This is a genomic window from Streptomyces sp. CCM_MD2014 (genome assembly GCF_000772045.1).
In the GTDB taxonomy this organism is placed as follows: Bacteria; Actinomycetota; Actinomycetes; order Streptomycetales; family Streptomycetaceae; genus Streptomyces; species Streptomyces salinarius.
This window is the reverse complement of record NZ_CP009754.1, coordinates 6,235,825-6,253,090: the sequence shown is the minus strand read 5'-3', so window position 1 is coordinate 6,253,090 and position 17,266 is coordinate 6,235,825. Positions and strand designations below refer to the sequence as shown.

At 72.1% G+C, this 17,266-nt stretch carries 16 protein-coding genes, 1 other RNA gene and 1 pseudogene; 10 read left to right on the top strand and 8 right to left on the bottom strand.

Annotated elements, in window-relative coordinates:
- Positions 1-10 precede the first annotated feature (10 nt).
- Positions 11-337: a hypothetical protein gene (locus NI25_RS27780; RefSeq protein ID WP_061445062.1), complete on the bottom strand. Its 327-nt coding sequence runs from the start codon at positions 335-337 to the stop codon at positions 11-13.
- A gap of 121 nt (positions 338-458) precedes the next feature.
- Between NI25_RS27780 and NI25_RS27775 the strand changes: the two genes are divergently transcribed.
- Both NI25_RS27775 and NI25_RS27770 read left to right on the top strand, forming a co-directional pair.
- Positions 459-1,001 (top strand): DoxX family protein, encoded by a 543-nt coding sequence (locus NI25_RS27775; RefSeq protein WP_061445061.1) that lies wholly within the window; start codon positions 459-461, stop codon positions 999-1,001.
- 34 nt (positions 1,002-1,035) lie between these two features.
- Positions 1,036-1,374: a MazG-like family protein gene (locus NI25_RS27770; protein ID WP_061445060.1), complete on the top strand. Its 339-nt coding sequence runs from the start codon at positions 1,036-1,038 to the stop codon at positions 1,372-1,374.
- 104 nt (positions 1,375-1,478) lie between these two features.
- Here NI25_RS27770 and NI25_RS27765 read toward each other — a convergent pair whose 3' ends face one another.
- The 3 genes from NI25_RS27765 to NI25_RS27750 all read right to left on the bottom strand — a co-directional run bounded on the left by NI25_RS27765 (position 1,479) and on the right by NI25_RS27750 (position 4,973).
- Positions 1,479-2,498, bottom strand: coding sequence for a polysaccharide deacetylase family protein (locus NI25_RS27765; protein WP_061445059.1), 1,020 nt, complete (start codon positions 2,496-2,498; stop codon positions 1,479-1,481).
- A 38-nt stretch (positions 2,499-2,536) separates the two neighbouring features.
- Positions 2,537-3,550, bottom strand: a complete 1,014-nt coding sequence (locus tag NI25_RS27760; protein WP_061445058.1) for a glycoside hydrolase family 11 protein — start codon at positions 3,548-3,550, stop codon at positions 2,537-2,539.
- Between the two features lie 502 nt (positions 3,551-4,052).
- Entirely contained in the window at positions 4,053-4,973 is a 921-nt protein-coding gene (locus NI25_RS27750; RefSeq protein WP_148315165.1) for a hypothetical protein, read from the bottom strand.
- 315 nt (positions 4,974-5,288) lie between these two features.
- On the opposite strand from NI25_RS27750, the gene NI25_RS27745 reads away from it, so the two are divergent.
- The 5 genes from NI25_RS27745 (at position 5,289) to NI25_RS27725 (ending at position 12,071) form a co-directional block, all read left to right on the top strand.
- Positions 5,289-6,626 (top strand): hypothetical protein, encoded by a 1,338-nt coding sequence (locus NI25_RS27745; protein ID WP_061445055.1) that lies wholly within the window; start codon positions 5,289-5,291, stop codon positions 6,624-6,626.
- A 143-nt stretch (positions 6,627-6,769) separates the two neighbouring features.
- Positions 6,770-7,597 carry a 3-hydroxybutyrate dehydrogenase gene (locus tag NI25_RS27740; RefSeq protein WP_061445054.1) on the top strand — a complete coding sequence of 276 codons (828 nt, stop codon included), beginning with the start codon at positions 6,770-6,772 and terminating at the stop codon, positions 7,595-7,597.
- 157 nt (positions 7,598-7,754) lie between these two features.
- Complete coding sequence (locus tag NI25_RS27735) at positions 7,755-9,158, top strand: MFS transporter (RefSeq protein WP_061445053.1); 1,404 nt, start codon at positions 7,755-7,757, stop codon at positions 9,156-9,158.
- A gap of 159 nt (positions 9,159-9,317) precedes the next feature.
- Entirely contained in the window at positions 9,318-11,321 is a 2,004-nt protein-coding gene (locus NI25_RS27730) for a helix-turn-helix domain-containing protein (RefSeq protein ID WP_061445052.1), read from the top strand.
- A 105-nt stretch (positions 11,322-11,426) separates the two neighbouring features.
- Positions 11,427-12,071 (top strand): LysE family translocator, encoded by a 645-nt coding sequence (locus NI25_RS27725; RefSeq protein ID WP_061445051.1) that lies wholly within the window; start codon positions 11,427-11,429, stop codon positions 12,069-12,071.
- Between the two features lie 8 nt (positions 12,072-12,079).
- On the opposite strand, the gene rnpB is transcribed toward NI25_RS27725, so the two are convergent.
- From rnpB to NI25_RS27705, 4 genes and pseudogenes are all read right to left on the bottom strand, one after another.
- Positions 12,080-12,483, bottom strand: an RNA gene (rnpB, locus tag NI25_RS27720) — RNase P RNA component class A.
- Between the two features lie 70 nt (positions 12,484-12,553).
- Positions 12,554-13,318 (bottom strand): annotated as a pseudogene (locus NI25_RS40815) (DMT family transporter); the annotation flags it as partial.
- A gap of 82 nt (positions 13,319-13,400) precedes the next feature.
- The gene (locus tag NI25_RS27710; RefSeq protein ID WP_061445049.1) at positions 13,401-14,234 is read right to left on the bottom strand and encodes an AraC family transcriptional regulator; all 834 of its coding nucleotides are present in this window, start codon (positions 14,232-14,234) and stop codon (positions 13,401-13,403) included.
- Positions 14,235-14,261: 27 nt separating this feature from the next.
- On the bottom strand, positions 14,262-14,828 hold the full coding sequence (locus NI25_RS27705; RefSeq protein WP_061445048.1) for a Uma2 family endonuclease: 567 nt from the start codon (positions 14,826-14,828) through the stop codon (positions 14,262-14,264).
- A 174-nt stretch (positions 14,829-15,002) separates the two neighbouring features.
- Between NI25_RS27705 and NI25_RS27700 the strand changes: the two genes are divergently transcribed.
- The 3 genes from NI25_RS27700 to yaaA are packed head-to-tail and all read left to right on the top strand — an operon-like array spanning position 15,003 to position 17,192.
- Positions 15,003-15,764, top strand: a complete 762-nt coding sequence (locus NI25_RS27700) for a MerR family transcriptional regulator (protein ID WP_061445047.1) — start codon at positions 15,003-15,005, stop codon at positions 15,762-15,764.
- Positions 15,761-16,375 carry a hypothetical protein gene (locus NI25_RS27695; protein ID WP_061445046.1) on the top strand — a complete coding sequence of 205 codons (615 nt, stop codon included), beginning with the start codon at positions 15,761-15,763 and terminating at the stop codon, positions 16,373-16,375. Before NI25_RS27700 ends, NI25_RS27695 begins: the two co-directional genes overlap by 4 nt.
- A gap of 34 nt (positions 16,376-16,409) precedes the next feature.
- Positions 16,410-17,192 carry a peroxide stress protein YaaA gene (yaaA, locus tag NI25_RS27690; protein ID WP_061445045.1) on the top strand — a complete coding sequence of 261 codons (783 nt, stop codon included), beginning with the start codon at positions 16,410-16,412 and terminating at the stop codon, positions 17,190-17,192.
- The last annotated feature ends 74 nt before the right edge of the window (positions 17,193-17,266 follow it).

Here is a 17,266-nt window from a genome sequence, read left to right as displayed (position 1 = left end):
CGTCCGGCAGTTACGCCTGCCCGGTCTCGAAGCGGGCGATCCGGCCCTCCTCGTCCACGGTGAAGTCCCACCGGGTGCGCATCTCGCCCCAGGTGTCGTTGCGGTAGCGGGCGATGAGGGCGCGACCGCCGTTCGACTCGTTGTCGACCTCCATGTGACCGTTGGAGGAGAAGATCTCCTGGTCGATCCACTGGTCGAGGTCCCGGTCGTCCCCGTCGTCGGCCATGGTGGCGCCCGGGGCGAGCAGCGAGAGGAAGGCCTCCCGGTCGTGGGCGTTGACGGCGGTGACGAAGGCGCGGACGGCCGGGTCGCTGAGTCGCGTGGTCTGAATCGTCATGGCGGCAGCGTCACACCGGCCCCGCACCCCCGCCACCCGAACGCCGCCCGTGGCGGGCCCGCGCGGCGCGGAGGGGCCACGGTGGACGGGTGAGCAACCCGCAGCGTACGAAGGAGCCGACGTGAACTGTTTCGACCGGCGTGACCTGGGCCTGCTGCTGCTCCGGCTGGGCACCGGCGGCGTCCTGGCCGCGCACGGGTCGCAGAAGCTGCTCGGCTGGTTCGGCGGCGGGGGACTCGAGAGCACCGGCCGGGCCATGGAAGCGATGGGCTATGCGCCGGGCAGGGCGAGCGCCACCGCGGCGGGCCTCGCGGAGGCGGGCGGCGGCATGCTGCTCGCCCTGGGCCTGGCGACACCGGCCGCGGGTGCGGCCGCGGCCGGCGCGATGGCGGGCGCCGCGGCGGTGCACGCCCCGAACGGCTTCTTCGCCCAGGCCGGCGGCTACGAGTACGCGGCCTCCCTCGGCCTGACGGCGGCGGGCCTCGCGGTCTCGGGCCCCGGCCGCCTCTCCCTCGACCACGCCCTCGGCCACGCGGTCAACCGCAACTGGATGGTCCCCGCCGCCCTCGCGGCGACGGCGGCGGCCACGACGGTGGTCGTGGGGGCGCGGACCCGGCGGCTGCGGAAGGCCGCCGAGGGACAGCAGGAACCGCTGTTCGACTGACCGCACCGGCCGCCGCCGTGGCACGCTGCTCCACATGAGCGACAACCCGGACGCCGCGCGAGCCGACCTCTGGAACACCATCGACGACCTGTGGAAGTGGCTGGAGGCGGACCAGCCCGTCCGCGGCCGGGAGGGCCTGCTGCTGCGCATGCTGAAACTGTCGGAGGAGGTCGGCGAGGTCGCCGAGGCGGTGATCGGCGCGACCGGCCAGAACCCGCGCAAGGGCGTCACGCACACCTGGGACGACGTGCAGGCGGAGCTGTGCGACGTCGCGATCACGGCGCTGGTGGCGCTGCGCACCCTGACGCCCGAGGCCCGGGAGGTCTTCGGCCGGCACCTGGCCCGGGTGGCGGGACGCTCGCAGGGCGGGTGAAGACGCACGCAGGCCCGACGAGCCCGGGCTGGTGGGCCTCGGAGGTCCGCACCCGTGGGAGTCGGTCACGGGTGCGGACCGGTCAGGGCCCGGTCACGGCCGGGTCAGCCCGCGCTGCAGGACACGGTCGGCCAGGTCCAGTTGCCGTTGGCCTGGATGGTGGCGCCCCAGTTGTTGCCGCTGCCGTTCGACTTGGCGGTCAGGGTCTGGGCGTTGGGATAACTGGCGTTGACGTTCCAGGTCGACATGACCTTCGCCGGGGACGGCACGTTCATCGTCACCGTCCAGTCGTCGGCCCCGCTGACGGACACGTTGAGGTTGTAGCGGTCGCCCCACCGCTGCCCGGCGGACAGCGTCGCGGTGCAGGCACCACCGCCACCACCACCGTTGCCACCTCCCCCACCGTCCCCGCCGCCACCGCTGCCGTCGGGTGCCACCGCGCGGCCGGTCTGCGGCGAGATCATGCCGGAGCACAGCCCCTTGCCCGCCAGGGTCTGCGCGATGCGCGGGATGGCGGCGAGGGTGTTGGCCGGCCAGTCGTGCATGAGGATGACCTGGCCGTTGCCGAGGCGTGAGACGGCCTGCACGATCGCGTCGGTACTGGCGTTGTTCCAGTCCTGCGAGTCGACGTCCCAGATCACCTCGGTGAGCCCGTACTTGGCCTCGACCGACCGGAGCGTCGCGTTGGTCTCGCCGTACGGCGGCCGGAACAGCTTGGGCGTCCCGCCGCCCGCGCCCGCGATCGCCTGCTGGGTACGGGAGATCTCCGAGTCCATCTGGGCCTGGCTGAGCTGGGTCATGTGCGGGTGGGTGTAGCTGTGGTTGGCGACCCACATGCCGGCGTCGACCTGGGCCCGGACCAGGGACGGGTTCTGGGCGGCGTACTGGCCCTGGTTGAACATGGTGGCCCGCAGCCCGTTCTGCCGGAGCGCGTTGAGCAGGGACTGGGTGCTGCCGGAGGGCCCGTCGTCGAAGGTGAGCCCGACGTAGCCGTTGCAGGCCGCAGCCTGGGCCGGGGCGGCGCTCCCGGCCGCGACGGTGCCCGCGGCGGCGAGCGCGGTGACGGCGACACCGGTGGCCAGGGTGCGCAGGGGGCGCGACGAGACACGTGATCCGGTACGCATACGAGTGATTCCTCCTCTCTGGGCGTGCGGTGGTGGGGTCATCCCGCGGTGCAGGAGACCGAGGGCCAGGTCCAGTTGCCGTTGGCCTGGATGGTGGCGCCCCAGTTGTTGCCGCTGCCGTTCGACTTGGCGGTCAGGGTCTGCGCGTTGGGATAGGTCGCGTTGATGTTCCACGTCGACATGACCTTCGCGGGGGACGGCACGTTCATCGTCACCGTCCAGTCACTGGCCCCGCTGACGGACACGTTGAGGTTGTAGCGGTCGCCCCACTTCTGCCCGGCGGACAGCGTGGCGGTGCATCCGCCGCCCCCGCCACCGCCCCCGCCACCGCCGTTGTCGCCGCCACCGCCGCTCGTGCCGCCGACGTTGATGCTGGAGCTGCCGCTGCTCTGGTAGCCCTCGGTGGCCATGATCATGTAGTAGCTGAAGTTGCCGAGCGGCATCCCGGCCCGCGCCCACGCGTCGAAGTGGTTGCCGGTGGTGATGGTGCCGCCGGTCCGCTTCGACTGCCGGACGCTCCAGTACTGGTCGAAGGTGCGGGTGCCCTCGACGGAGGGCTTGTTGACGCGGGTCGTCTTGTAGATGTCGTAGGTGCCGCCGTCACTGGTGACGGTGCCCTTGTACTCGCCCGTGGGCCGGTAGGTGCCCCAGTTGTCGACGATGTAGTACTCGACGAGCGGGTTGGACGTCCATCCGTAGAGCGCCAGGTACGCGTTGCCCGACGGGTTGAAGGTGCCCGAGTACTGCACGGTCCGGCGACCGCCGTTGGCCCAGCCCTTGCCGGCGACGAAGTTGCCGGTGTTGCGCCACGAGGTGCTGTACTGACCGCCGGACCCCATGTTCATGGAGACGGTGCCCTGGCTGTCGGTCCAGAACGAGTAGTAGTAGCCGTTGTTGGTGCCCTCCTGGTTGGTCGTGACGACCGTGTCGGCCTGGGCGGTGCCCGGCAGCATCAACGCGGCGAGCGCGGCCAGCGCGACGGCCCACGCACACCTGACCAGCAACGTGACGGGGCCTCGTCTGCGGCGCCTCGGTTGAACGAGCGGGTTCATGGGGGGTGTTCCTCTCCTGCGGAGGTGCGGACAACGGCGCCAGTGTTGGCCTGCACTCGTCAAGCGTCAACAGTTTCGGTAGAAGTTTCGAAACCTTCGCCAGCTCGCACGTCACGTGACGCGGACAGAACTCGCAGTTCAACCCGGCCAACACCCAAGCCGGCACGCCGCGGTCAGAAATGCTCCTACAGAGACCCCGGAAAGCGAGAGTCATCCATCCGAAAATTTCGACGTCGGAAGATTTCGGAGCCGGCGCCTCTCTGCACAGTCGTCGCGTTACCTCACGGCGTCTGCCACTGGAGTGACCTCGGAGAGAGAGAAGCCCCTGCACCTGATGCGCAGGGGCTGAACGAGGCCCCTCCGTCGCGGGCACGCGTCGAGGAGGGGCCGGAAGAAGATCGAACGGGACGTCGCCGCCCCCAGCGGCGTCGACCGCATGATCTGCGCGATCACCGACCGCGCCCCGGAACGAGCGTCCACGGGGCGGGGCGGGGGGACGGGCTCAGTCGAGGTCCATCGGCTCCGATGCGAACTTCTCGCTGACGATCTTCCCCAGAGCGTCGCGCAGGGCGGAGGTGCGGGTGTCTCCGGGCTTGATGGCCGGTTCGAGTTGGTTGCTCCAGTACGCGGAGACGTCGGCGGCGGTGTGGCAGCCCGCCGCGCGCAGAAGGCCGGCCACCTGCTCCTCGTCTCCCTTGAGCCGCGCCACCTCGGGCTTCATCAGCATGCGGTCCAGGTAGTTGAGGATCAGTTCGTCGCGCGAGATGTGGTCGCCCGTCTCCACCGCGTCCCCGTCCAGCTGCATCGACTCGTTCAGCACGAAGGGGTTGTTGAATCCCGTCGTCTCGCTCGAGATGTCGAACCGCCATCCCGGCAGGCTCTTGAACTCGGCCACGATGGAGAGCAGTTCATTGCCCCGGAAACCGGGTTGCCCGGACCAGCCGCTGTTCGCCTGCTTCATGTGGTTGAGCAGCACATGCATGTTGTCCGCGTTGGAGACGTCGATGTCGATGTCCCCCGGCTCCCGGGACGCCCCGTGGAGGTAGGCGATGAGACTGCCGCCGAACCGATACCCCACCTGGATCTGGCGCATCCACTTGTCGAACTCGGCCATGACTTGGTAGAGCTGCCGCCACGTCCCCTCTTGCTGCTGGGCCAGCTGCGGGTTCTCCTCCCGCATCTGCTGGAAGCGCTTCTCGACGGCTGCCAACGTGAGACCGATCTTGGCCCCCTCCGGGGCGGCGGCGGGGGCGCCCGCCGGAGCTCGCTGCACCACCTGCCCGCCGTGCCCGCTCCGTGCCCCTGCACCGGCCACCTGACTGTAGGCCTGGTTGCCGATGGCGCGTTGCAGCACCGCCGCCGCGTGGGGAGCCCTGGGCATCCGCGCGGCGGCGGCCACGGTGCCGCCCGTCCTCCGGGGCACCGTACGAACGTTCCCGGGCTGTGGCGCGCGCTGGCGTTCGTCATGGGCGTGCGTCATCTGTTACCTCCCGTGGGGCAGGGCATCCGGGCACTTTACTCCGGGAGTTGGTGCCGTACGCGCGGGCCGGCCCCCTCGGGAACGGCCGGAGACACGCACTCCGCGGGGCACCGCATCCGGACGTGTCCGCGCGGTGACCGGCACGGGCCGGAGATGTTGCCTCGGAGGGTGTCCGGCACTGCCCTCGCGTACCTGGTCAAGCCGCCGTGGGTTCGCTAGACAGCGAGGAGGTGTGTGCGAACCGGAGGAGGAAGCCCGATGCGTGCCCGGGACATGGTCGGACGGTCCGGCGCCGGTGAGGACCGCAGGCCGGTGTCGCGGCCGGCCTCTCCCCAGCGCGGGCACGCCCCGTCGCACCCACTGCTCGGGCTGCAGCAGGCCGCGGGCAACACCGCCGTCGTTCACATGCTCGAGCAGGGCGACGACCGTTCCCGGGCCGGCCACCGGTCCGGGCCCGACGGCGCAGTCGCCGTCCAGCGGGCACCGAAACGGGCGCACAGTCCCGAATCCGAAGACAGCCGGAAGCGGCCCAAGGCCTCCCATGAGCCCGCCTCCGCTCCGCAAGCCCGCCGCGAGGCCATCCAGAGTGCGGTCAACAGCGCCCACGCCCTGGTGGCAGAGACCATGACCAAGGTGGAGGACGACGATTTCCTGCGGACCGTCTTCGGCCCGCAGGCCGTTGCCGCAACGGTGAAGGGAAACTACAAGAAGGTTCTCGACCGGCTCGCGCTGGCGTGGGAAGCCACACCGGGCGCCCCCATGGAGGTGGTGGACGGGTACCGGGAGGGGGAGAAGACCTCCGTCTTCGCCTTTACCCAGAAGGGCAGGATCACGGCGACCACGCGCTTCCACGAAGTGGACGATCGGCACCGCCGCGACACCTTGGTCCACGAGGCGGTGCATGCCGCGCTCGGCACCCCGGACATCGCCTACAACTCCTCCCGGCTCATCGACCAGTTGTCCACGAAGGGGGCCTTGCAGAACCCGGACAGCTACGTGTGGTACGCCGTGGGGGTGCTGGAGGGCCGGACACAGGGAGGTGCGGGCCGTCAGGTTCAGGACGACTTCGGCGAGGGTCCGCACCTGCGGGAGGACCAGCGCAAGGCGGTCCGCCGCGGGCTCGGTATCGCCGTGCAGGTGATCAACGAGGCCCACCGGCTGCTGGACCAGGCCAAGGCCGCGGGTGCGGACCCTGAGCGCTTCGCCGGACTCACGAGGCCCGTCCTGTACCAGGTCGCCGCGGTCCGGTCCGAGCACGGCATCCCGGCGCCGAAGGACGAGAAGGACGCCATCGACAAGCTCGGCAAGATAGCCGGGTTCCTCCTCCCGCTGACAGGGTCCCTGGCCACGGCCGTCCGCGTCAGGGCGGACAGCACCGCGAGCGCCGTCACCTGCGTGCGCGGAGACGAGGGCCAACTGACGATCACCGTGCCGCCGGACACCGCCGTGCAGAATCTGGATCACGCCACTCTCCTCGGCGCCTGCCTGAAGGGCGCGTACCCGAAGAACCACGCCTTCCTCACGGCACTGGCCCGGCGACTCGGTGAGGGCCCGGGCTTCACCGACCTGACGAACTTCCAGCAGCCCGCGAGCTGAGCGGGCCGCGCCACACGGCGGCCACGCCGGCTTCACCGAGCGGCCGGACCGGAGGAAATGGCGGCCGGCACCATCCCGCGGCCCTCGATTGTGTGACGGGCCCACGTGTCCGACGTCTCGCTTCCTTCCTACGGTGTTCCGCCATGGAGAGCACCGAGAACCCCGCCGACGGCCCGGACCGGCGCCCCGGCCCGGGCGGCACCGCCCCGCCCGCCCGCCCCACCCACCGGTTCCTGGCCGGACGCAAGGCCCTGGTCACGGGGGCCGCCGGCGGAATCGGCCGGGCCTGTGCCGAGGCCTTCGCCGCGGTGGGTGCCGAGGTGTACGTCGTGGACCTGGTCGCCGGCGCCGCCAAGGACGTGGCCGCCGCGACCGGCGGCACGGCGATCGTGGCCGACCTCGCCGACCCGGACGCGGTGGAGGCCCTGCCGGACGACGCCGACATCGTGGTCAACAACGCCGGCCTCCAGCACGTCGCCCCCGTCCACGCGTTCCCGATGGACCGCTTCGCCCTGATCCAGCGGGTGATGGTGGAGGCGCCGTTCCGGATCGTGCGCCGCGCCCTGCCGCACATGTACGCGCGGGGGTGGGGCCGGGTCGTCAACATCTCCTCCGTGCACGGCCTGCGCGCCAGCCCCTACAAGTCGGCGTACGTCATGGCCAAGCACGCCCTCGAAGGGCTCAGCAAGGTGGTCGCCCTGGAGGGTGCCGCCCACGGCGTCACCAGCAACTGTCTGAATCCCGGCTACGTCCGCACCCCGCTCGTCGAGGACCAGATCGCGGACCAGGCGCTCGCCCACGACATCCCGGCGGGTGAAGTGGTCGAGCGGGTCTTCCTCGAACGCACCGCCATCAAGCGGCTGATCGAGCCTGCCGAGGTCGCCGGGGCCGCCCTGTGGCTGTGCGCCGAGAACACCGGATACATCACGGGCTCCTCGCTGCCGCTGGACGGCGGCTGGACGGCCCACTGAGATCCCGCCGACGCCACCGCCGAGAGCCCGTCTGCCCCCCCCGCAGGAACCCTTCGACTCACCCCCCACCGCCCACTCCCCCGGACCCGCTCGACCGTCCCCGACGTCCCCCGAGCCCGGCGGATCCGACCCTTATCGCCCCGAGACGGTGACACACATGGCCAGCGCTCACACCGCCGTGAACGAACCAGGCAGCCCCAAGAAACCGGCCGGCCTCCGCAAGGTCGTCGCGGCCAGTCTCATCGGCACCACCATCGAGTGGTACGACTACTTCCTCTACGGCTCCGCCGCGGCCCTCGTCTTCGGCCGGGTCTTCTTCCCGGAGTCCGACCCGCTCACCGGCACCCTGCTCTCCTTCCTCACCTACGCCATCGGCTTCGCCGCCCGCCCCGTCGGCGCCGTCGTCTTCGGCCACTTCGGCGACCGCCTGGGGCGCAAGAAGCTTCTGGTGATCAGCCTGCTGATGATGGGCGGCTCGACCACCCTGATCGGCTGCGTCCCCGGCTACGACACGCTGGGCGTCGCCGCTCCCCTGCTGCTCACCACGCTGCGCCTGATCCAGGGCTTCGCGCTGGGCGGTGAATGGGGCGGGGCGGTGCTCCTGGTGTCCGAGCACGGCGACGCCCGGCGCCGCGGCTTCTGGGCGTCGTGGCCCCAGGGCGGCGCGCCGGCGGGCAATCTGCTGGCCGTCGGAGTCCTCTCCCTGATGACCACCGTGCTCAGCGACGACGCGTTCAACTCCTGGGGCTGGCGCGTTCCGTTCCTGCTCTCCGGCGTGCTGGTCATCGTCGGCATGTGGATCCGGCTGTCCGTCGACGAGTCCCCGCTGTTCAAGGAGGCGCTGGCGAGGTCGAAGGAGCGCGAGGCGAAGCAGAAGGCCGAGCGGTTGCCGTTCGTCGCGGTCGTCCGCGACCACTGGCGGGACATCCTGGTCGCGATGGGAGCCCGTATGGCGGAGAACATCTCGTACTACGTGATCACCGCCTTCGTCCTGACGTACTGCGTGGAGCACCTCGACATCGCCAAGCAGCCCGCGCTGAACGCGGTGCTGATCGGCTCGGCGGTGCAGTTCTGCCTGATCCCGCTGTTCGGCGCGCTCTCCGACCGGGTCGGCCGCAAGCCGGTGTACCTGGTGGGCGCGATCGGTGTGGGCGCGTGGTCCTGGGCGTTCTTCGGTCTGCTGGACACCCGGTCCTTCCCGGCGCTCGTCCTCGCGGTCACCGTCGGACTGGTCTTCCACAGCGCGATGTACGCCCCGCAGGCCGCGTTCTTCTCCGAGCTGTTCGCCACCCGGATGCGCTACACCGGCGCCTCCATCGGCGCCCAGCTCTCCTCGGTCGCGGCCGGCGCCCCCGCCCCGCTGATCGCGACGGCGCTGCTGGGCTCCTACGGCTCCTCCGTCCCCATCTCGGTGTACGTCGCGCTGTCGGCGGTCGTCACCGTGATCGCCGTCGTCGCCGCCCGGGAGACCCGCGGCACGGACCTGGCCGCGGTCGGGCCGGCCGGTCCCGGAACGACGGCCCGTCCGGCCGCCGACCCGAAGGAGACCGCCTCCATGTGAGCCGCCGCCGAGCGCCGTGGGCAAGAAGGCGGGAGCGGGAGGGAGGCGCGAGGCGGGGGGGGTGCTCGCTCCCTCCCGTCACGCCCCTCAGGTCCCCGTCATGCCTCTCACCCCGTCGCCCTTGCGGGAGCTGCCCGCCTTCCTCACAATGGTCCGCCCATGCCCAAGAACACGTCCGTCGCCGCCCACCTGCGCCGGCTCCTCGAACTCCTGGCCTCCGGTGCCCCCGCCGAGGACTTCGGCACCGTCGCCACGGAGGCGCGGCGCGGCGGCGTCGGCGGCGACGACCTCGCGGAGATCGAGCAGGCCACCCAGGCCGCGTTGCGCGTGCACAGCGCGCTGCGGCAGCACCAGCGCCGGGAGGCGGAACTCACCGCCCTGTTCGACACCGCCGGGGACCTCGCGGCCCTGCGCGACCTGGACGCGGTACTGCGGTCCATCGTCCGCCGCGCCCGCATGCTGCTCGGCACCGACACGGCGTACCTGACGCTTCCGGACGAGGAGGCGGGCGACACCTTCATGCGGGTCACCGACGGCTCGGTGTCCGAGCTGTTCCAGAACCTGCGGCTGCAGCTCGGCGAGGGCCTCGGCGGCCTGGTCGCGCAGACCGCGCGTCCCTACGCCACGCCCGACTACCGGACGGACCAGCGCTTCCACCACACGCGCAGCATCGACGCCGGTGTCCTGGACGAGGGCCTGGTCGCGATCCTCGGCGTTCCCCTGCTGCTGGGTTCCGGGAGCGGCGGCAAGGTGATCGGCGCCCTGTTCGCCGCCGACCGCACGCCGCGCACCTTCTCCCCGGACGAGGTGGCCCTGCTGTGTTCGCTGGCCAACCACGCCGCCATCGCGATCGACACGGCGAAGGCCATGACCGACGCGCGGGTCGCGCTGGCCGAACTGGCCGAGGCCAACGCCGTGATCCGGGAACGCTCGGCCGCCATGCAGCGGGCCGAGGAGTCCCACGACCGGCTCAGCGACCTGGTGCTGCGGGGCGGTGACGTGGCCGACGTGGCCGCCGCCGTCGCGGATCTCCTGGAGGGCGACGTCACGGTGTTCGACGCGGGAGGGTGGCCGCTCACCCCGACCGCGCACGGCGCCGGGGGCGCCGGCGGGAGCGCCCCGGCCGGCACGAGCGGTACGGACGCCCCGAAGGGCTTCGTCGGCACCGACGGCACTGGTGGCGCCGGTGGCACCGACGACGCCGCGGCCCTGGTGCGAGCCGCCGAGGAGTCGCGCGCCACCGCCCACGCCGTGGTCCACGACGGGCGCTGGGTGTGCGCGGTGCTGGCCGGGCAGGAGATGCTGGGCAGCCTGGTGCTGTCGGGCCGCCCCGACCTGGACGGCCCCGACCGGCGCCTGTTCGAGCGGAGCAGCGTCGTCACCTCGCTGCTCCTGCTGCTGCGCCGCTCGGTCGCCGAGGCGGAGAACCGGGTGCGCGGCGATCTGATCACCGACCTGCTCACGGCGCCCGGCCGCGACCCCGCCGGTCTGGTGGCGCGTGGCCGGAACCTCGGCATCGACCTGAACCGTCCGCACCTGGTGCTGGTCGCCTCGACGGACGCGGACGTACGCGAGCGGCTGGCGGGCGCCGCCGTGCAGTACCTGTTCGGCGGCGACGGTGTCAGCGCGGAACACGCCGGTACGGTCATGCTGGTCCCGGCCAGCGGTGCCACGCCGGGCGAGGCGGCCGGCGCCGCCGCCGAGCAGCTCACCCACCTGGTGGGCGCCCCGGTCACGGTGGCCGGTGCCGGGCCCGCCGCCGGACCGCGCGCCCTCGCCGACGCCCACGCCGAGGCGGCGCGCTGTCTGCAGGCGCTCAAGGTGCTGGGCCGCCGGGGAGCCGGCGGGAGCGCCGGCGAACTCGGCTTCCTCGGGGTGCTGCTGGGCGAGGGCCACGACGTGGACGGTTTCGTCAAGGCCACCCTCGGACCGCTGCTGGAGTACGACGACCGGCGCGGCACCCAGCTGGTGCGCACCCTGGCCGCCTACTTCGGCTGCGGCGGGAGCCTGACCCGGGCCAAGGAGGAACTGCACGTGCACATCAACACGGTGGTGCAGCGCCTGGACCGCGTCCAGGCCATCCTCGGCCCGGACTGGAACAGCCCGGAGAACGCCCTGGAGCTGCAACTCGCCCTGCGCCTGCGGCTGCTGTCCCTGGGCTGACGCTCGGCCGACGCCCGCCGCGGCCGGCGGGCGCTCCGCTGCTTCCCGGCACCCTCACGCGAAATTGGGCTGAAGGGACTGGCCCGCGCCTGCTTCGATGGCCTCATGGTGTCCTCCGAACGGTTGCTCGCCTTCGCGGCGATGTCGTTCCTGCTGATCGTGATCCCTGGCCCCAGCGTGCTCTTCGTGATCGGCCGGGCGCTTGCGCAAGGGCGCAGGGCCGCGTTGACCACGGTCGTGGGGAACACGCTGGGCGCCTACGCGCTCGTCGTGGCCGTGGCGCTCGGGGTCGGGTCGGTCGTCGAACGCTCGGTGCTCGTCTTCACGACGCTGAAGCTCGCCGGCGCCGCCTACCTGGTCCACCTGGGTGTCAGGGCGTGGCGGCAACGCGGCTCGTTGCACGCCGCGGTCACGGAACGGGAATCCGCGCGGAACGGCGGCGGCCTGCGCACGCTGTGGGAGGGGTTCGCGGTCGGTGTGGCCAACCCGAAGACCATGGTCTTCTTCGCCGCCGTACTCCCCCAGTTCGTGGACCGCGCCCAGGGTCACGTGATGACGCAGATGCTGCTGCTGGGCCTGATCTTCAACATCATCGCGGTGGCCTGCGACAGCGTGTGGGGCCTGGCCGCCGCGACCGGCCGCGACTGGTTCGCCCGCTCGCCCCGACGCCTCTCCCTGGTCGGCGGAATCGGCGGCCTCACGATGATCGGCCTCGGCGTCACGGTCGCGGTGACGGGACGCAAGGACTGACGAGGCGGCAGACGAGTCGGGCTGTACGCCGGGTTCTGTTCCGACGGGGCCTCGCGGTCCCGTCGGCGACGGCCATCCATCTAGGGCCGGCGTTGCCACCGGCCTCCAGCGGTCTACCCGCGGACTCGGGCGGGCAGCCCTCGATCGTCCGCGCAGAGCGCGTTTTACGGCGCTCCTCTTGACCTTGCTCCGGGTGGGGTTTACCTAGCTGCCCAGGTCGCCCTGGGCACTGGTGGTCTCTTACACCACCGTTTCACCCTTACCGGGGGCCGAAGCCTCCGGCGGTCTGCTTTCTGTGGCACTGTCCCGCGGGTCACCCCGGGTGGCCGTTAGCCATCACCCTGCCCTGTGGAGCCCGGACGTTCCTCGGGAAGTCCCGTGAGGGACTCCACGCGGCCGCCCGCCCGGCTCGTCTGCCGTGTGGACCATGGTACCCGGCGGACCTCCCGCCCCGGACCGGCGGCGGCCGTCGCGAGGACCGAGCCGGCCAGGATCAGCGTGAAGGCGACGCCGATGCCGAGGGTCAGGTCCTCGTCCAGGAGGAGAGCGCCCGCGGCGACGGCGACCGCCGGGTTGACGTAGGTGATGACGCCGGCGCGGACCGGGCCGACCTCCTTGATCAGCTCCAGGAAGGCCACGAAGGCGATCGCGGTGCAGACGACGCCGAGGCCGGCCAGGGCCGCCAGGGCCTCGCCGGAGGGGAGCGTGGTGGGCCGGGTCAGGAAGGCCGCGGGGGCGTAGACGACGGCGGCCAGGGTGAGGCAGGGGGTGATGAGCTGGAGGGTGGGGACGTCCTTGAGGTGGCGGGCGGCGATCAGGGGGGCGGTGGCGTACCCGACGACGGTCGCCAGCACCTCGGCCAGCGAGCGGGCGTCGCCGCCGGTGAGGTGCGGCACGGTGAGGACGGCGACGCCCCCGAGGCCGAGGCCGAGTCCGGTGATCCGGCGAACGCCGACCCGTTCCGCGGCCCCGAAGAAGCGCGCCAGGAACACGCCGACGATCGGCACGCCCGCGATCAGCAGCCCGGCGGTGGAGCTGGACAGGTGCCGCTCGGCGTCGGTCAGGGTCCACCAGGGGCCGATGATCTCGATCACCGCGAAGGCCAGCATGGGCTTCCAGTGGCGCCGTACGGTGCCGAAGAGGTCTCCCTTGCGCAGGGCGAAGGGGAGCAGGAGGGCCGCGCCGAGCGCGCAGCGCGTGAACACCACTCCGGACGGGGACACCTCGTCCACCGCCACCTTGATCATCAGGTAGGGGATGCCCCAGACCACTCCCATCAGGGAGAACAGGAACCAGCCGCGTGCAGTCATGCGGCGAGTCTCGGCCGCCTCACCCCGCGCGGTCTTGAACGCTGTTGCGGTACGCCGCCGGGGTCACCCCGAGGACCCGGCGGAACCAGCGGGTCAGGTGCGCCTGGTCGGCGAAGCCCACCAGGGCCGCCACCTCGGCCGGGCGCAGGCCCGCGTCCAGGAGCCCGCGCGCCCTGGCCACCCGGTGCTGGGCGAGCCAGGCGTACGGCGGCATCCCCGTCGCCGTACGGAAGGCCCGCAGGAGTTGGTAGCGGGACAGGCCGAGGTCGGTGGCGAGGGCGGCCAGCGGCGGCGGGGCGAGGAGTTCGTCGGCGAGCCGGTCGCGTACGACGCGGGCGACGCGGTCGGAGCCGGGGACGGCGTCGTCGGCGGCGCGGGCCGTGGAGTGGCGGCGGGCGAGCGCCGTGAGCAGCCAGGGAAGGCGGGACTCGGCCTCCAGCGGGTCGGGGTGGCGGGCCAGGTCGGTGTGTGCGGCGCGCAGGGCGGCGGCGAGTTCCGGGTCGTCGATGACCGGCTCGCGGAAGTACGGGAGGGCGGTGGCGCGGGTGCCGTCGGTGAGGAGGGACGGGGTCGCGTACAGGGCGCGGTACGAGTAGCCATCGGGGGCGGCCGGGCCGCCGGTGTGCACCTCGCCCGGCTCCAGGACGACGATGGAGCCCGGCCCTGAGTGGATGTGCCCGCCCCGGTAGGCGATGACCTCGAGTCCGCCTACGGTGACGCCGACCGTGAACTCGTCGTGGGCGTGCGGAGCGTAGACGTGCCGGTCGAAGCGGGCGGTGAGGAGGTCGAGGGTCGGGCCGGCCGTCCCCAGCCGTGCCCTCGTCCAGCGTGCCTGCTCGCCGCGCGCGTCCATCGCCGACCACCCCCTGCGTCTACGGGATCAGAGGAAGTCGGTGGTGTCCAGGTCGAAAGAGAAGGGGGCGGGGAGGGTCAGCGGCTTTCCGAGGGCGACGGTGCAGTGCTGTCGGTAGTCGTCGTGGCCCGGGTCGCTGAACAGCGTGATCGACGACTCCTGGCGGTCGACGAGCAGGTACAACGGGATATCGCCGCGTGCATAGGCACGGCGTTTGGTCTCGCGGTCGGCCTTGGGCTTGCTGGAAGTCACCTCCAGCACCAGTGAGACACCGTCGCAAGGCATCCAGGGCTCGGCTCCGCGATAGAGCCTGGAAGCCGCGGGCGCGAAGGTGCCGTCAGGGATCACATGGTCCGCCAAGAGGCCATCGGCGTTCTTCAGTTTGAGTCCCTTGTTGCCGGAGAACTGCATGTCGGTGACGGACCGCCGGTGCACCTGGCTCACGATCAGCCCGATGCAGTCTTCGTGGTCCCCGTCCGGCGGCGGTGTCACGACGATCTCCCCGTCGATCAGTTCCGCCCGGAACCCCTCCGGGGTGTCCAGGGCGAGAAACCACTCCAGCAAGAGGTCCTGCGTGATCGGTTCGTGTGCCATGGCAGTCATGTCACGCCCCTCCTTCGGTCGCTCGCCAGGCTGGGGCATCGGCTGATCACCTGTCCGAGAGATCGGGAACCGTTCCCTCGATCGTGGCACAGGATCGGCGTCGGTGTCCGGAAGGCGAACCGCCGCGCTTGACCCTGTCGCAACGTCAACGTTTCTACTGGGGCCATGCGGATCGGAGAACTCGCGGCCGCCGTCGGCGTCACCACGCGGACCGTGCGGCACTACCACCATCAGGGCCTGCTGCCCGAACCGGAGCGGCTGGCCAACGGGTATCGGACGTACACGTTGCGGCATGTCGTCGTGCTGGCCAGGATCAGGCGGCTGACCGAGCTGGGGCTCGGGCTCGCGGAGGTGCGGGACGTGCTCGCGGACGACGCCGGGAAGGATCTCGCCGAGGTGCTGGCGGAACTGGACGCGGATCTCGCGCGGCAGGAGGCGGCGATCCGGGACCGCCGGGCGCGGTTGCGGGAACTGCTGGAGGCGGAGGGCGGGGTGCCGGCCGAGGGGCCGGTGTCGCCGGAGCTGGCCGAGCTGTTCGCCGGGATCGGGGACGTGTCCGGCTCGCCGATGGCCCTGCGGGACCGGGAGATGCTGGTGCTGCTGGAGAGCACCGTCGCGCCGGAGGAGCGGGCCGGGCTGCTGGCCGCGTTGCGCGGTGCCCTGGGCTCCCCGGATGCGGCGGCTCGGGCCCGCCGTATCTACGCGCTGCTCGACGAGCTGGCCGACGCCGGCGCCGACGATCCCCGCGTGGCGGAGGCCGCCCGCGTGCTCGCCGACTGCATGCCCGCCGAGCTGCTGCCCGAGGAGGGCTTCGACCTCGACCCCGGCCACGGTCTCCTGCGCGCCCTGTACGAGGACTTCGCGCCGGCCCAGGCGGAGGCCATCAGGCAGGCCATGGAGATCGCCTCCCGGGGAGGGCGGTCGTGAGGGGCACCGGTCTCGTCGCGGTTCCGTACCTGCTCGTGCGGCACGAGCTGCGGTTGCTGGCCAGTTTGTGGCTGTGGGCGGCCAGGCGTACCGATGGGGCGGCGCGCGGCGGGACCGTCTTCGGGTACGCGCGGGGGCAGGGCGCGATGATGGGCGGGTTCGCCTTCGTGTGTGTCGTCGAGTCCGTGATGATGTCCGTGCTGCTGCGGGACTGGCCCGCCGTGCACCACGTGGTGCTGGTGCTGGACGTGTACACCGTGGTGATCGTGGTCGGGCTGCACGCCGCGTCCGTGGTCCGGCCGCACGTGCTGGATCCGGACGCCGGGACGCTGCGGATCCGGCGCGCGATCCACGTCGACGTGCGGATACCGCTGGAGCGGATCGCCTCCGTCCGGCGTGAGCTGCGTACGACGCACGAGCCGAGGTACGGGGAGCTGGACCTCGCCGTGGGGTCCCAGACCTCCGTCACCGTCGAACTCGCCGAGCCGGTCACCCACGTCTCCTTCTTCGGGCGGCGGCGGGAGGTGCGGGTGGTGCGGTTCCATGCCGACGACCCGGGGGCGCTGGTGCGGGCCGTCGAGCGGGCGCGGGCCGGGGACGCCGTACCCTGACCGGGGGCCGAGAGCTTGTCGTGAAGGAGTACGTGTGCTTGTCCTGCTGCCGCCGTCCGAGGGGAAGGCCGCGTCCGGCCGGGGTGCCCCGCTGAAGACCGGGTCGCTGTCCCTGCCGGGGCTCACCGCGGCCCGGGAGGCCGTCCTCGGCGAGCTGGTCGAGCTGTGTGCCGGCGACGAGGAGAAGGCCCGCGAGGTGCTCGGGCTGAGCGAGGGGCTGCGCGGCGAGGTCGCCAAGAACGCGGAGCTGCTGACCGCGGGCGCCCGTCCGGCGGGGGAGATCTACACGGGGGTGCTGTACGACGCCCTGGACCTGGCCTCGCTGGACGCCGCCGCCAAGCGGCGGGCGGCCAGGTCGCTGCTGGTGTTCTCCGGGCTGTGGGGTGCCGTGCGGGTGACCGACCGGATCCCCTCCTACCGGTGCTCGATGGGCGTGAAGCTGCCCGGCATCGGAGCGCTGGGCACGCACTGGCGGGCACCGATGGCCGAGGTGCTGCCGGAGGCGGCCGGGAACGGGCTCGTCCTCGACCTGCGGTCGGCTGCGTACGCGGCGGCCTGGAAGCCGAAGGGCGAGGTCGCCTCGCGGACGGCGACCGTGCGGGTGCTGCACGCGCCGACCCGGAAGGTGGTCAGCCACTTCAACAAGGCGACCAAGGGGCGGATCGTACGGAGTCTGCTGGCGTCCGGCACCTCGCCCGAGGGGCCGGCCGAGCTGGTGGACGCGCTGCGTGCCCTCGGGTACGAGGTGGAGGCGGACGCTCCCGCGAAGGCCGGGAAGCCGTGGTCGCTGGACGTGCTCGTGGACGAGGTGCACTGACCCCGTCAGCCGTCGATCCCCGTTGCGCTGCTTGCAACGGGGATTGCAGAGCATGCGTTTCGGCGGCACGATGA